3 protein-coding genes and 1 pseudogene are annotated in these 14,358 nt (G+C 74.1%); 3 read left to right on the top strand and 1 reads right to left on the bottom strand.

Translation table 11 applies throughout. The features are described 5' to 3' along the window. Nucleotides 1-227 (bottom strand): annotated as a pseudogene (locus ACIQFU_RS38140) (hypothetical protein); the annotation flags it as partial. Between ACIQFU_RS38140 and ACIQFU_RS38135 the strand changes: the two are divergent. The 3 genes from ACIQFU_RS38135 to ACIQFU_RS38125 form a co-directional block, all read left to right on the top strand. Then, a complete protein-coding gene (locus ACIQFU_RS38135; RefSeq protein WP_402557942.1) occupies nt 205-3,414 on the top strand; it encodes an SDR family NAD(P)-dependent oxidoreductase in 3,210 nt (1,069 codons plus the stop codon). The pseudogene ACIQFU_RS38140 and the gene ACIQFU_RS38135 overlap by 23 nt on opposite strands. Next, complete coding sequence (locus ACIQFU_RS38130) at nt 3,411-8,378, top strand: type I polyketide synthase (RefSeq protein WP_402557940.1); 4,968 nt, start codon at nt 3,411-3,413, stop codon at nt 8,376-8,378. The genes ACIQFU_RS38135 and ACIQFU_RS38130 overlap by 4 nt, the downstream gene beginning before the upstream one ends. After that, the coding region (locus tag ACIQFU_RS38125) for a type I polyketide synthase (protein ID WP_402557938.1) at nt 8,378-14,358 on the top strand (5,981 nt) is incomplete at its 3' end. The genes ACIQFU_RS38130 and ACIQFU_RS38125, both read left to right, overlap by 1 nt.

The following is a 14,358-nucleotide window of genomic DNA, read 5'->3' as shown; positions in this document are numbered from 1 at the left end:
GTGTCGTCGGTGTCGGGTGAGGTGGTGGGGGCTGGGGTGATGTCGTCGCCGGGGTATTGGGTGGGGCAGATTTCGTCGGCGGTGCGGTTCGCGGATGCGGTGCGGGCGGTGGAGGCGGCGGGTGTGGTGTCGTTCGTGGAGGTGGGGCCGGGGTCGGCATTGTCGGGGATGGTGGCCGATTCGGTGGGTGAGGGTTCGGCCGCGGTGGGCGTGCCGTTGCTGCGCAAGGGCCGGGACGAGGTGCTCTCACTGGTCGAGGGTGTGGGCCGGCTCCACGAACGCGGCGTCACGGTGGACTGGGAAGCCTTCTTCGCCGGCCAGGGCGCCGAGCGGATCGACCTGCCCACCTACGCCTTCCAGCGCCGCCTCTACTGGCTGACGCCTGAGGCCCCGTCCCAGGTGGAGGCCGCGGGACTGGTGTCCCCCGGCCACCCTCTGCTCGGAGCGGCCGTGGTCGCCCCGGAGACGGGCGGAATCACCCTGACGGGGCGCCTGGCCCTGGGCACCGCACCCTGGCTGGCCGACCATCAAATACTGGGCAGCGTCGTGCTGCCCGGCACCGCGTTCGTGGAACTGACCATCCAGGCCGGAGACCGCGTGGGCCTTCCCGTGCTGGAGGAACTGACGCTGGCGGCCCCGCTCACCCTCGCCACGGACACGGCTGTCGCTCTCCAGGTCGTCGTCGGGGAGCGGGACGAGAGCGGACGACGACCCGTCACGGTCTACTCCCGTACCGAGGGCGTACCGGGCGACGCGCCTTGGGACCGGCATGCGACCGGAGTCCTCACCGCGGAGGTCGACGGGACGGAGACGGAGCCCGGGGGACTCACCGTCTGGCCGCCGGAGAAGGCGGCACCCGTCGACATCGACGGTGCCTACGAGCGGCTCGCGGCCCTCGGGTACGACTACGGACCGGTGTTCGCCGGCCTGCGTGCGGTCTGGCACCGCGGCGAAGAACTGTTCGCCGAGGTGTCCCTTCCGGAGGACGGACCGGCCGGCACGGATGCGTTCGCCCTGCACCCCGCCCTGCTCGATGCGGCGCTGCACGCCCAGCTCCTCGGCACGGGCACCGACACGGCCGACACCGACACCGACACCGGACGGACACTGCTGCCGTTCGCCTGGAACGGTGTGACCCTGCACGCCGTCGGCGCCACCTCGCTGCGCGTGCGCATAGCGCCCACCGGTGCGGACAACGGAGCCGTGTCCGTGACGCTTGCCGATGCCGACGGTGAGCCCGTGGCCTCCGTGCGGTCCCTCGCCGTACGACCTGTGTCGCCGGAGCAGCTCGGCACCGGCCGGGGCGCGGCCGTCGGCGAGTCGCTGTTCCGGCTCGACTGGAGCGTCGCCGCGACGACGGATGAGCCGTCCGACACGGCGGGCTGGGTCACGGTCGGACCGGCGGACGGCGCGGTCGGCACGTTCCTCGGCGGCGGCGAGGGGACGGCGCGCCGTTACGACGACCTCGCCGCGCTCGTCCTGGATCTCGCGGACGGAGCCCCCGCTCCCGAGGTGCTGATCGTCGCTGCGGACGACGGCACGCCGACACCTCGCACGTCGGCGTCCTGCCCTCCCGGCATGCCGACCGGCACACCGGCCGACGTCCGGGCCCGCACCCTGGGGGTGCTGGCACGGCTCCGGTCCTGGCTGGCCGACGAGCGGCTCGCCGCGACCCGGCTGGTCGTGCTGACCCGGGGCGCCGTCGAAGCGGGCGACACCACGGTGGACCCGGCGGAAGCCGCGGTGTGGGGCCTGGTGCGCGCCGCGCAGGCCGAGCACCCCGGACGCGTCGTGATCGCGGACATCGATCACGACGAGGCCTCCCGGCGGTCACTCACGGCAGCCATCGCCTCGGGAGAGCCCGAGCTGGCCCTGCGGGCGGGGAAGATCCTCGTGCCTCGTCTGGTTCCCGCCGGTGCCACGGCGCCCTCCGAGTCCGGCGTCTGGAACCCCTCCGGCACCGTACTGATCACCGGTGGCACCGGTGGCCTCGGTGCCCTGCTCGCCCGGCACCTCGTCGGTGAACACGGCGTACGCCACCTGGTGCTGGCCGGCCGCAGCGGCATGGAGGCGGCGGGCGCACGCGAACTGGTGGCGGACCTGACGGCACTGGCCCCGGTAGACGTCCGCGTGGCCGCCTGCGACGTCGCCGACCGCGAGGCGCTGGCCGCGCTGCTGGACTCGATCCCGGCAGCGCACCCGCTCACCGCGGTCGTGCACGCGGCAGGCGTCGTCGACAACGCCCTCGTCGGCTCACTGACCGACGAACAGGTCGAGACGGTGCTGCGGCCCAAGGCCGACGGCGCCCACCACCTGCACGAACTGACGGCGGGCATGGACCTGTCGGCGTTCGTTCTCTTCTCCTCCGCCGCCGGTTACCTCATCGGCGGCGGACAAGGGGGCTACGCCGCGGCGAACACGTTCCTCGACGGTCTGGCTCAGCACCGCAGCGCTCAGGGACTGCCCGCGTTGTCCCTGGCCTGGGGCCTCTGGGCGGAGAGCGACGGGATGGCGGCCCGCCTCGACAGGGCGGGACGCGAACGCCTCGACCGGCTCGGCCTGCCGCCGCTGGCCACGGCAGACGCCCTCGCACTGTTCGACGCGGCCCTCGCCGCCGACGCGGCCACGCTGGTGCCCGTACGGCTCGATGTGCCGGTCCTGCGGGCCCGAGGTGGTCAACTGCCTCCGGTGCTGCGGGGCTTCGCCCGAGGTCCTGCCGTCCGGCGCTCCGCGGGGACGGCCGGGCGGGCGCAGGAGGGCCCGGACCTCGCCGAGAGGCTGTCCGGGCTGTCCCCCGCCGAGCAGGACAGGACCCTCACGGAACTCGTCGGACGGCACGTCGCGGAGGTCCTCGGGTACGGGTCGGCCGACGCCATGGAACCCGGCAGGTCCTTCACAGACCTCGGCTTCGACTCGCTGGCAGCGGTCGAACTGCGCAACGCGCTCGCGACGGCGACCGGCCTCAAACTGCCGGCCACCCTCGTCTTCGACCACCCTGACGCGGAAGCCCTGGTCCGCCATCTGCGGGCCGAGCTGATATCCGCACCACTGGGACCGGTCGAGGCGGTCCTCGCCGAGGCCGACCAACTGGAGGCCGCGCTCCTCGCGCTGTCCGCCCAGAACAGCGCACCCCGCGGTGACGGTACGAGTGGCCCGGCGGCGGACCCGGCCGCCCTCGCGCGGATCACGTCCCGCCTGGAGGCACTGCAACGCAAATGGCACACGGTCCAGGGACCGGAGCCGGACCACGAGGCGGAGCAGGACCTCGACATCGTCACCGACGACGAGCTCTTCGCGGCGCTGGACCGGGAGTTGGGCCCGCACACCGACGGGCCGTCCGACGCCGCCGACCGCACGCGATCAGCACCAGAGACAGGGCCGGGGACGGCTTCGGAACGGGGGGACCGCCGATGACGGGCGAGGAACGGCTGCGGGACTATCTCAAGCGCGCCACCGCCGACCTGCGGCACACCAAGCAGCGCCTGCGGGACGTGGAGGCGCGGGCCCACGAGCCCGTCGCCATCGTCGCCATGGGCTGCCGGTACCCCGGCGATGTGTGGACCCCGGAGGACCTGTGGCGTCTGGTCGCCGACGGCACCGACGCCATCAGCGGGTTCCCCGTCGACCGCGGCTGGGACACCGAGGGGATCTACGACCCCGCCCCCGGCCGCCCGGGCAAGACCTACGTGCGGCACGGCGGATTCCTGCACGACGCCGCCGAGTTCGACGCCGCCTTCTTCGGGATCAGCCCACGCGAGGCCCTGCGGGCGGACCCGCAGGAACGGCTCCTCCTCGAAGTGGCGTGGGAGACGATCGAGCGCGCCGGCATCGACCCGGGCAGCCTGAAAGGCACCGCCACGGGGGTGTTCGCCGGCCTCATGTACCACGACTACGCCGGCGGCAGCCCCGGCGGCGCCTTCGCCTCCGGGCACATCGCCTACACGCTCGGTCTCGAGGGCCCCGCCTACACCGTGGACACGGCGTGCTCGTCGTCCCTGGTCGCCCTGCACCTGGCCTGCCAGTCGCTGCGCAAGGGCGAGAGCGACCTCGCTCTCGCCGGCGGGGCCGCCGTGATGGGCACGCCCGAGATGTTCGTGGACTTCAGCCGCCAGCGGGGCCTGGCGCCCGACGGCCGGGCCAAGTCGTTCGCCGAAGCGGCGGACGGCACCAACTGGTCCGAAGGCGTCGGCCTGCTCCTGCTGGAACGGCTCTCCGACGCCGTGCGCAACGGCCATCCCGTGCTGGCCGTCGTGCGGGGCTCCGCGGTCAGCCAGGACGGCGCCAGCAACGGCATCTCGGCGCCCAACGGGCCCGCGCAGCAGCGGGTGATCCGGCTGGCTCTCGCGGACGCCGGGCTCGACACCGCGGACGTTGACGCGGTGGAGGCACACGGCACGGGAACCGCGCTCGGCGACCCCATCGAGGCGCAGGCACTCATCGCCACGTACGGGCAGGGACGCACCGGGGACCGGCCGCTGTGGCTCGGTTCCGTCAAGTCCAACATCGGCCACCCGCAGGCCGCGGCCGGAGCGGCGGCCGTCATCAAGATGGTGATGGCCACCCGGCACGGAATCCTGCCGAAGACCCTGCACGTGGACGAACCGACGCGGCACGTCGACTGGTCCGCCGGGCAGGTGCGGCTGCTCACGGAGCCGGTCCACTGGCCCGGCACCGGACGGCCGCGGCGCTCCGCCGTGTCCTCCTTCGGCATCAGCGGCACCAACGTGCACGTCGTCATCGAGCAGGCGCCCCAGGACGCCCACCCGCAGACACCGGACGACCAGACACCGGACGACCGGGCGCCGGACGACCGGGCGTCCGCCGGTACGGCCGTCGCCTGGCCCCTGTCGGCGAAGACCCCGGACGCGCTGACCGCCCAGGCCGACCGCCTCGCGACGTATCTGGAGGAGAACCCGGGGCGGTCGCCCGCAGGCGTCGCGCGGACCCTGGCCACCGGCCGTTCGCCCTTCGTCCACCGGGCCGTCGTCGTCGGCGGCGACCGGGACGAGCTGGTCGCCGGTCTGCGTGCCCTGGCAGCCGGGACGCCCCCGGCGTCGGTGCCCACCGGCCGTGCCGACGTGCGCGGCAGGACCGTGTTCGTCTTCCCCGGACAGGGCTCGCAGTGGACGGGGATGGCCACGGAACTGCTGGCCGGCGCACCGGCCTTCGCCCAGCGGTTCACGGACTGCGAGAAGGCGCTCGCCCCCTACCTGGACTGGTCGCCGAACGAGGCGCTGCGCGGTGCGCCGGACAGCCCCGCGATGGACCGCGTCGACGTCGTACAGCCCCTGCTGTGGGCGGTGATGGTGTCCCTCGCGACGCTGTGGCAGGAGTACGACGTCCACCCCGACGCCGTCGTCGGCCACTCGCAGGGCGAGATCGCCGCCGCCTGTGTCAGCGGCGCACTGTCACTCGAGGACGGCGCACGCGTGGTCGCACTGCGCAGCCGGGCCATCGCCCGGGGGCTGGCAGGACCCGGCGGCATGGCCTCGGTGGCGCTGCCCGCCGCCGAACTGCGCGCACGCCTCGCCCAGCGGCCGGACGAGCTGTCCGTCGCCGCCGTCAACGGTGCCTGCTCCACGGCCGTCTCCGGGGACGCGGACGCGCTCGACGCGCTGCTCGACGAACTCCGCGCCGAGAAGGTGCGGGCCCGCCGGATACCCGTGGACTACGCCTCGCACTCCGCGCAGGTCGCCCGGATCGAGGAGCAGCTGCTGCGCGACCTGGCCCCGCTGACACCCGGCCGGGGCACGGTCCCCATGCTGTCCACCGTGACCGGCGAGTTCGTGGCCGACGGCGAACTCGACGCCGCCTACTGGTACGCCAACCTGCGCCACACCGTCGAATTCGCCTCCGCGGTGGACCAGTTGGCCGCGCAGGGGCACACCACGTACATCGAGGTCAGCCCCCATCCCGTACTGACCATGAGCGTGCAGGAGACCCTGGACGCGGTCGCGGACCGGGCGGAAGCGGCGACCCCGGCGGACACCGTCGTCGTGGGCACCCTGCGCCGGGACGAAGGCGGGCTGCCCAGGATGCTCACCGCGCTCGGCGAGCTCCACGTGCGGGGCGTGCCCCAGCGCTGGCCCGATCTGCACCCCCAGGCCGCACCGGTCGACCTGCCCACCTACGCCTTCCAGCGCCGTCGCTACTGGGCGCAGGCCCCCGACACCGACCGCGCCGCGGCGGTCACGCCGGACACCTCACCGGACGCGGCGTTCTGGCACGAGGTGGAGTCCGGCGACGCGGACTCGCTGGCCCGGCTGATCGAGACCGACGCCGCACCGCTTCGGGACGTGATGCCCGCGTTCGCCGCGTGGCGCCGTGCCCGCCTCGCCGCCGCCACCGTCGACTCCTGGCGCTACCGCATGACCTGGCAGCCGGTCACGGCCCCTGGCGACGGCACCCCGTCCGGCACCTGGCTCGCCGTCGTGCCGGCACTACCCGCGGACGACTCCGGTCCTCACACGGGCTTGTCGCGCACCGTCCTCGACGGACTGCGCGCCCACGGTCCCCGGCTCGTCACCGTCCAGGTGCCCGACGACGCGAACCGGGCCGACCTCGCCGAGCGGATACGCGCCGCGCTGCCGGGCGAGCCGCCCGACCGTGTCGTGTCCCTGCTGTCGCTGGAGACCCGCACGCACCCCGTACACCCCGCGCTCGCGCGGGCCACCACCGCCACGGTCACCCTCGTGCAGGCACTCGCAGATCTCGGGCACACCGCCCCCCTGTGGTGCCTGACCAGCGGTGCCGTCGCCGTCGACAGCCACGACGAGCCGCCCGTGCCCGAGCGCGCGGCCGTCTGGGGCCTGGGCACCGTCCTGGCTCTCGACCACCCGCTGACCTGGGGCGGCATCGCCGACCTGCCGGCCGACGCCGACGTGCGCACGGTGCGGCTGCTCTGCTCCCGCCTGGAGGCTTCCGGGACCCGGGGCGAGGACCAACTGGCCTTCCGTCCCTCCGGCGTCTACGCCCGGCGCCTGACACGCGCACCGCTCGGCGACCGGGAGCCGGTACGTGCGTGGAGGCCGCGTGGCACCGTGCTCGTCACCGGCGGCACCGGCGCGATCGGCGGACACGTGGCACGGTGGCTCGCCCGGTCCGGCGCCGCCCATGTCGTCCTCGCCGGACGGCGCGGACGGACGGCCGACGGCATCGCCGACCTGGAAGCCGAACTCACCGCGCTGGGCACCGAGGTCACGGTCGCGGCCTGTGACGCCGCCGACCGGGACGACCTCGCCCGGCTCCTCGACAGCCTGCCCGCCGAGGAGCCGCTCACCGCCGTCGTGCACGCCGCGGGAGTACTGGGGGAGGGCAAGCCTGTCACCGAGACCACGCTCGAGGAGTTCGCCGCGATCACCCGCGCCAAGACCGCGGGCGCCGAACACCTCGACGCGCTGCTCGCCGACCGTCCGCTGGACGCGTTCGTCCTGTTCTCCTCGGGTGCCGCAGTCTGGGGCACGTCCGGGCAGGCCGCGTACGCCAGTGCCAACGCCCACCTCGACGCCCTGGCCCAGAGCCGCCGCGCCCGTGGGCTGACCGCGACCTCGGTGGCCTGGGGACCCTGGGGCGGGGGCGGCATGGTCGGTGACGACGCGGCCGGACACCTCCGTTCGCTCGGCCTGCCGCAACTGCCGCCGCCCCTCGCGATCGAGGCGCTGCAGAAGGCCCTCGACCACGACGAGAGCGGCCTCGTCGTCGCCGACATCGAATGGGGGCGCTTCCTGCCCGTCTACACCCTCGCCAGGCGGCGTCCGCTTCTGGACGCGCTGCCCGAGCTGCAGACGCTCCCCGACCCGGCCGCCGCGACACTGGCCGACGACCCGGACGGCACCGACGGCCACGGACTCGCCGCCGAGCTGGCGGCGCTGACCCCGCCGGAGAGGTACCGCTCCCTGCTCGCACTGGTACGCCGGCAGGTGGCCGCACTGCTCGGGTTCGACGGGCCCGCCGCGGTCGATGCCCGGCTCGCCTTCAAGGAACTCGGCTTCGAGTCGGTCACCGCCGTCGACCTGCGCAACCGGCTCGGCGCGGCCACCGGTCTGAACCTGCCCGCCACGCTCGTCTTCGACCACTCCACGCCGCAGGCGCTCGCCCAGCACCTCTGCGACGAACTCGTCGGCCACGCCCAGGCGACGGAGCCGGACGAGCCGGTACTGGCGCAGGTGGCCCGCCTGGAGGCGGCGGTGGCCGCGCTGCCGCCGGACGACACGGCCCGTGTCGGCGTCACGGCCCGGCTGCGCGCACTGCTGAACACGCTCGACCACACCGTTCCCGGTCCACGGGGGACACCGGATGTGGAAGTCGCCGAACAGCTTCACACGGCAACCGTGGACGACGTCTTCGCCTTCATCGACAGAGAATTCGGGGGATCCTGATGGGAGTCCGAGACAGCCGGACGGGACACGGGGCCGACGATGCCCGCGACGAGGGCGCGGGCCGTACCGGCCAGGCCGATCGGGACAGGCTCCTCGGCTATCTCAAGCGGGTCACCGCCGAACTCCACCAGACCCGGCGGCGACTGCACGAGGCAGGCGAGGACGAGCGGGAACCCGTCGCCATCGTCGCCATGAGCTGTCGCTACCCCGGCGGCGTGACTTCCCCCGAAGACCTGTGGCGCCTCGTCGCCAACGGCACCGACGCCATCGGGCCCGCTCCCACGGACCGTGGCTGGGACCTCGGTGCCCTGCTCGACACCGGCCCGGACGGCACCGGCTTCACCGGCGAAGGCGGCTTCGTCCACGACGCCGGCGCGTTCGACGCCGGACTGTTCGGCATGTCACCGCGCGAGGCCCTGGCCACCGACCCGCAACAGCGGATCCTGCTCGAACTGGCCTGGGAGACCTTCGAACGCGCGGGCCTCGCCCCCGACGCGCTGCGCGGACGCGACGTCGGCGTCTTCGTCGGCACCGGCGGCCAGGACTACTACGACGACCTCGACGCGGACGCCGTCTCCGACGTCGTGGACGGATACCTCAGCACCGGCACATCGGCCGCCGTGCTCTCGGGCCGGCTGTCCTACACGTTCGGCCTCGAGGGCCCCGCCCTCAGTGTCGACACCGCCTGCTCCTCCTCCCTGGTCGCCACCCACCTCGCCGCGCAGGCCCTGCGCCGCAAGGAGTGCTCGCTGGCCCTCGCGGGCGGCGCCATGGTGATGTCCACGCCCACGCCGTTCGTCGCGTTCGGCAAGCAGCGCGGTCTGGCCCCCGACGGCCGCTGCAAGCCCTTCGCCGAGCAGGCCGACGGCACCGGCTGGGCCGAGGGCGCGGGCCTCCTGCTTCTGGAACGCCTCTCCGACGCCCGGCGCCACGGACACCGCGTGCTCGCAGTCATCCGCGGCACCGCCGTCAACCAGGACGGAGCGTCGAACGGTCTGTCGGCCCCCAGCGGCCCCGCCCAGCAGCGGGTCATCCGCCAAGCCCTGGCCGCCGCCGGGCTGTCCGCCTCCGAAGTGGACGCCGTGGAGGCACACGGCACCGGAACCACGCTGGGCGACCCCATCGAGGCGCACGCTCTCCTCGCCACCTACGGGCAGGACCGGCCCGCTGACCGGCCGCTGTGGCTCGGCTCCATCAAGTCGAACATCGGACACGCCCAGTCGGCCGCCGGTGTCAGCGGCATCATCAAGATGGTCCAGGCCCTGCGGCACGACACCCTCCCGCGCACCCTCCACGCCGCCGAGCCCTCTTCGCACATCGACTGGTCCGCGGGCCGGGTGCGGCTCCTCGACGAGGCGCGGCCGTGGCCCCGGTCCGCGACACCGCGCCGCGCCGGCGTGTCCTCGTTCGGGATCAGCGGCACCAACGTCCACCTGATCCTGGAAGAGGCACCCGCCCCGGACCCGGAACCCGCCACCGGCGACGGCCCGGACCGGGAACGGGCCGGCGCACCGGACGGCGTCCCCGTGCCGCTGGTCGTCTCCGGACGCGGCGCCGAGGCACTGCGCGCCCAGGCGGCGCGTCTGCTCGAGCACGCCGAGCACGGCATGCACGACGGGGGCGACGACACCGCGCTCGTCGACACCGCCTTCTCGCTGGCGACCGGCCGCGCCTCCCTCGACCACCGTGCCGTCGTCCTCGCCACGGACCGTACGACGGCGCTGCGCGGCCTCGCGGCCCTCTCCGCGGACGAGACCGTTCCGAACACCTTCACCGGCACCGCGACGAACGGACTCACCGCCTTCCTCTTCACCGGCCAGGGCTCCCAGCGGCCCGGCATGGGAGAGGAGCTGTACTCGGCGTTCCCCGCGTATGCCGAAGCCCTCGACACGGTGTGCGAGGCGTTCGACGGACTGCTCGGACGGCCGCTGCGCGAGGTACTGACCGCTCGCGCCGGGACCCCCGAGGCGGCGCTCCTCGACGAGACCGAGTACACCCAGGCGGCGCTGTTCGCCGTCGAGGTCGCGCTCTTCCGGCTGCTGGAATCGTGGTCGCTGTTGCCGGACTTCGTGGCCGGTCACTCGATCGGCGAGCTGGCGGCCGCGCACGTCGCCGGAGTGTTCTCGCTCGCAGACGCCTGCACCCTGGTGGCCGCCAGAGGCCGGCTCATGCAGGCGCTGCCCGCGGGCGGAGCCATGGTGGCGGTCCGGGCCACCGAGGAGGAGGCCGTCACGCTGCTGCACGGCAGGACGGACGTCGCGGTCGCCGCGGTCAACGGGCCCCGGTCCGTGGTGATCTCCGGCGCCGAAGAAGCGGTCCTGGAGGTGGCCGCACTCCTGGAGCAGCGGGGCGGCAGCACCCGACGGCTGCGGGTCTCGCACGCCTTCCACTCACCGCTGATGGACGCGATGACGGCCGACTTCCGCAAGGTCGCGGACTCGGTGGAGTACCGGGCGCCGCACATTGCGCTCGTATCGACACTGACCGGCCGCCGGGCCACGGCCGCCGAACTGTGCTCCGCCGACTACTGGGTCCGCCACGCCCGCGAGACCGTGCGCCACCACGACGCCGTGCGCAGCCTCGCCGACGAGGAGGTCACCAGGTTCGTCGAGCTGGGCCCCGACGGCGTACTCAGCGCCATGGCGGACGAGACCGACACGAACGGGCCCGCGCACGAATCTCCCGCCACCGGTCCCGCCGTGCTCCGGGTTCCGCTGCTGCGCGCCGGACGGCCCGGGACCGCCACCCTCCTCAGCGCGCTCGCGCGGATGTACGTCAGCGGCCTCACGCCCGACTGGGAGGCGGTGTTCGCCGGCCTCGGCGCCCGTCGGACCGATCTGCCCACCTACGCCTTCCGACACCGCCGTTACTGGCTGGACGAGCGGGCCGCGGGCCGGGGCCCGGCAGCTGTCGGGCTCGACCCCGCCGACCACCCGCTGCTCGGGGCGCTCACCGTGCTCGCGGACGAGGGCGGAGCGGTACTGACCGGACGTCTGTCCACCACGACACGCGGCTGGCTGGCCGACCACCTGGTCCACGGCGCTGCGGTGCTCCCGGGGACGGCCTTCGTGGACCTGGCGCTGTGGGCCGGCGAGCAGGTGGGCCACCCACACGTCGACGAGCTGACACTGCTCGCCCCCCTGCCGGTGCCGGCCGGTAACGGCATACGTATCCAGGTCGTCGTGGGTGCCGACGACGACGCGGGCGCCCGATCGTTCGGCGTCTACTCCCGCGCGGACGACGCCCCGTGCCAGGAGTCCGGGACCCCGGAGTGGACGCACCACGCCTCCGGTGTGCTCACCGGCCCTCGCGAGGACCACGCCCGACTCGATCTGGCACCGTGGCCCCCGTCCGGCGCGCGGCCGGTAGCCCTCGACGACCTGTACCCCCGGCTGGCGGCCGCGGGTCTGGACTACGGTCCGTCCTTCCACGGCCTGCGGGCGGTCTGGCGGCACGGGGAGGACATCCTCGCCGAGGTGGCACTGCCCGCGCAGGCCGGGCACGACAGTGCCCGGCACGCTCTGCATCCGGCGGCGCTCGACGCCGCGACCCACGCGCTCGCCGCCTCCCTCGGGGCCGACACCACCTCTCCCGGTTCCGCGGGCACCCGGACGGGCGCTGCCGCACCCGGGCGGCTGCCTTTCACCTGGTCCGGCGTCTCGCTGTACTCCCGGGGCGCCTCGATGCTGCGGGTGCGGTTCACGCCGACCACCGTCGACGCGTACACGGCCGACATCTCGGACAGCACCGGATCCCCGGTGGCCCGGATCGACTCCGTCACCTTCCGGGCGGCCGGAACCGACGAAGCGCTGCCGGTCTTCCGCATGGACTGGGTCCCCGCCGCGGCACAGGACAGCGCGGGGCGTGACACCGCCGTGTCCGCCGGAGGGCTGGACCACACGGTACGGATACTGCCCGCGGGCGGCCCTCCGGCGGACGGACAGGACACCTTCGAGGCCGTACGCGCGACCCTGCACACGACGCTCGCCGCTCTGCAGGAACACCTCAACGCGCCCTCCGGGGAACAGACCCGGCTCGTCGTGGTGACCACCGGCGCGACGGCGGACGACGCGGCGACGGAGATCGACCTGGCCGGTGCGGCCGTGCACGGCCTGGTGCGCTCCGCCCAGACCGAACACCCCGGCCGGCTGGTCCTGCTGGACCTGGAGAGCGGCACCGATGCCGCTGACGCCGCCGCGTTCCTCCCCGCACTGCTGGACTCCGGCGAACCGCAGGCCGCCGTTCGCGAGGGCACACTCCACGTCGCGCGGCTCAGCCGGGTGAGCACCGGATCCGAGGACTCCGGCACTGCGTTCCCGCCGCACGGAACCGTCCTGGTCACCGGCGCTTCCGGCGCCCTCGGCGGCGCTGTCGCCCGCCACCTGGTGACCACACACGGCGTACGCAGCCTGCTCCTGCTCAGCCGCACCGGTGAGGCGGACCCCCGGATGGCCGCGCTGGCGACGCGACTGCGCGGACTCGGCGCCGTGGTGACCACCGCCGCCTGCGACGTCGCCGACCGCGACCAGCTCGCCGCCGCCCTCGCGACCGTGCCTGCCGACCGGCCCCTGACCGGAGTCGTCCACGCCGCGGGTGTGCTGGACGACGGCGTCGTGTCGTCCCTGACCCCGGAGCGGGTCGACACCGTACTGCCGCCGAAGGTGGCCGGCGCACTGCACCTGGACGAGCTGACCCGCGACGCGGACCTCACCGCCTTCGTACTGTTCTCCTCCGTCTCCGGCATCCTCGGCGCCCCCGGGCAGGCCAACTACGCGGCCGCGAACACCTTCCTGGATGCTCTCGCCGCGCGCCGCCGCGCCCACGGGCGGCCCGCGCTCTCGCTCGCCTGGGGTCCCTGGCTCGCCGACGCGGCATCCGTCGGGGAGGGCGACGGCACGACGGCCGTGCACGGCATGACCGCGGGACTCGGCGACTCCTATCGCGCCCGGATGACGCGCAGCGGCGTGCGCCCGCTGCCCCCTGCCGAGGCCCTGAGCCTCTTCGACGCCGCGCTCCGCGCGACGGAACTCACGGTGATACCCGCCGGCCTGGGCGCCGCACATCTCCGCGGCCCCGCGCCCAGCGGCGCCCGCCGCCAGGTGAAGGGCGGGACCGCCTCGACCGGTTCGACGCCGGGCGTGCGGTACGCGGACCGGCTGCGCGGACTGCCCGAGTCTGAGCAGCGCACCATGCTGCTCGACCTCGTCCGGGGGCACGTGGCGGCGGTCCTCGGTCACGAATCCCCGCTGGCCGTCGACCCCGACCGCGGCTTCCACGAGCTGGGCTTCGACTCCTTGACGGCCGTGGAACTGCGCAACGGCCTCGCGGCCGCCACCGGTGTCAGGCTGCCCGCCACTCTCGTCTTCGACCATCCGACCGTCACGGCTCTCGTCCGTCACCTGCGGGAGGAACTCGTCGGGACCACCGAGGGGCCGGTCTCCTCGATGCCCTCGTCCACGGCCACCCAGGACGAGCCCATCGCGATCGTCGGCATGGGCTGCCGCTTCCCCGGCGGGGTCGACTCGCCCGAGGGCTTGTGGCAACTGGTCTCCGAAGGCACGGACGCCATCGGGGAGTTCCCCGAGGACCGCGGCTGGGACATCGACGCCTTGTACGACCCCGAGGGCGTGCGCCCCGGGTCGACCTACGTACGCCACGGCGGATTCCTGAAGGACGCGTCCGACTTCGACGCGGAATTCTTCGGCATCAGTCCGAACGAGGCCCTGACGATGGATCCGCAGCAGCGGTTGTTGTTGGAGTCGTCGTGGGAGGCGTTGGAGCGGGCGGGGATTGTTCCGGGTTCGTTGCGGGGGAGCGCGACGGGCGTCTTCGCCGGCGTTCAGTACCACGACTACGTGGGCAGCAACAGCACCGGCGCGGTCGTCTCGGGGCGGGTGGCGTATGCGTTGGGGTTGGAGGGGCCGGCGGTGAGTGTGGATACGGCGTGTTCGTCGTCGTTGGTGGGGTTGCATTTGGCGGT

This window comes from Streptomyces sp. NPDC093065, assembly GCF_044754585.1.
GTDB lineage: Bacteria > Actinomycetota > Actinomycetes > Streptomycetales > Streptomycetaceae > Streptomyces.
This window is presented reverse-complemented; position numbering and strand designations above follow the sequence as displayed.

Bases quoted from the DNA above. Each gene is read 5' to 3' on its own strand.
- ACIQFU_RS38130 (WP_402557940.1), top strand. From the start codon at position 3,411: ATGACGGGCGAGGAACGGCTGCGGGACTATCTCAAGCGCGCCACCGCC.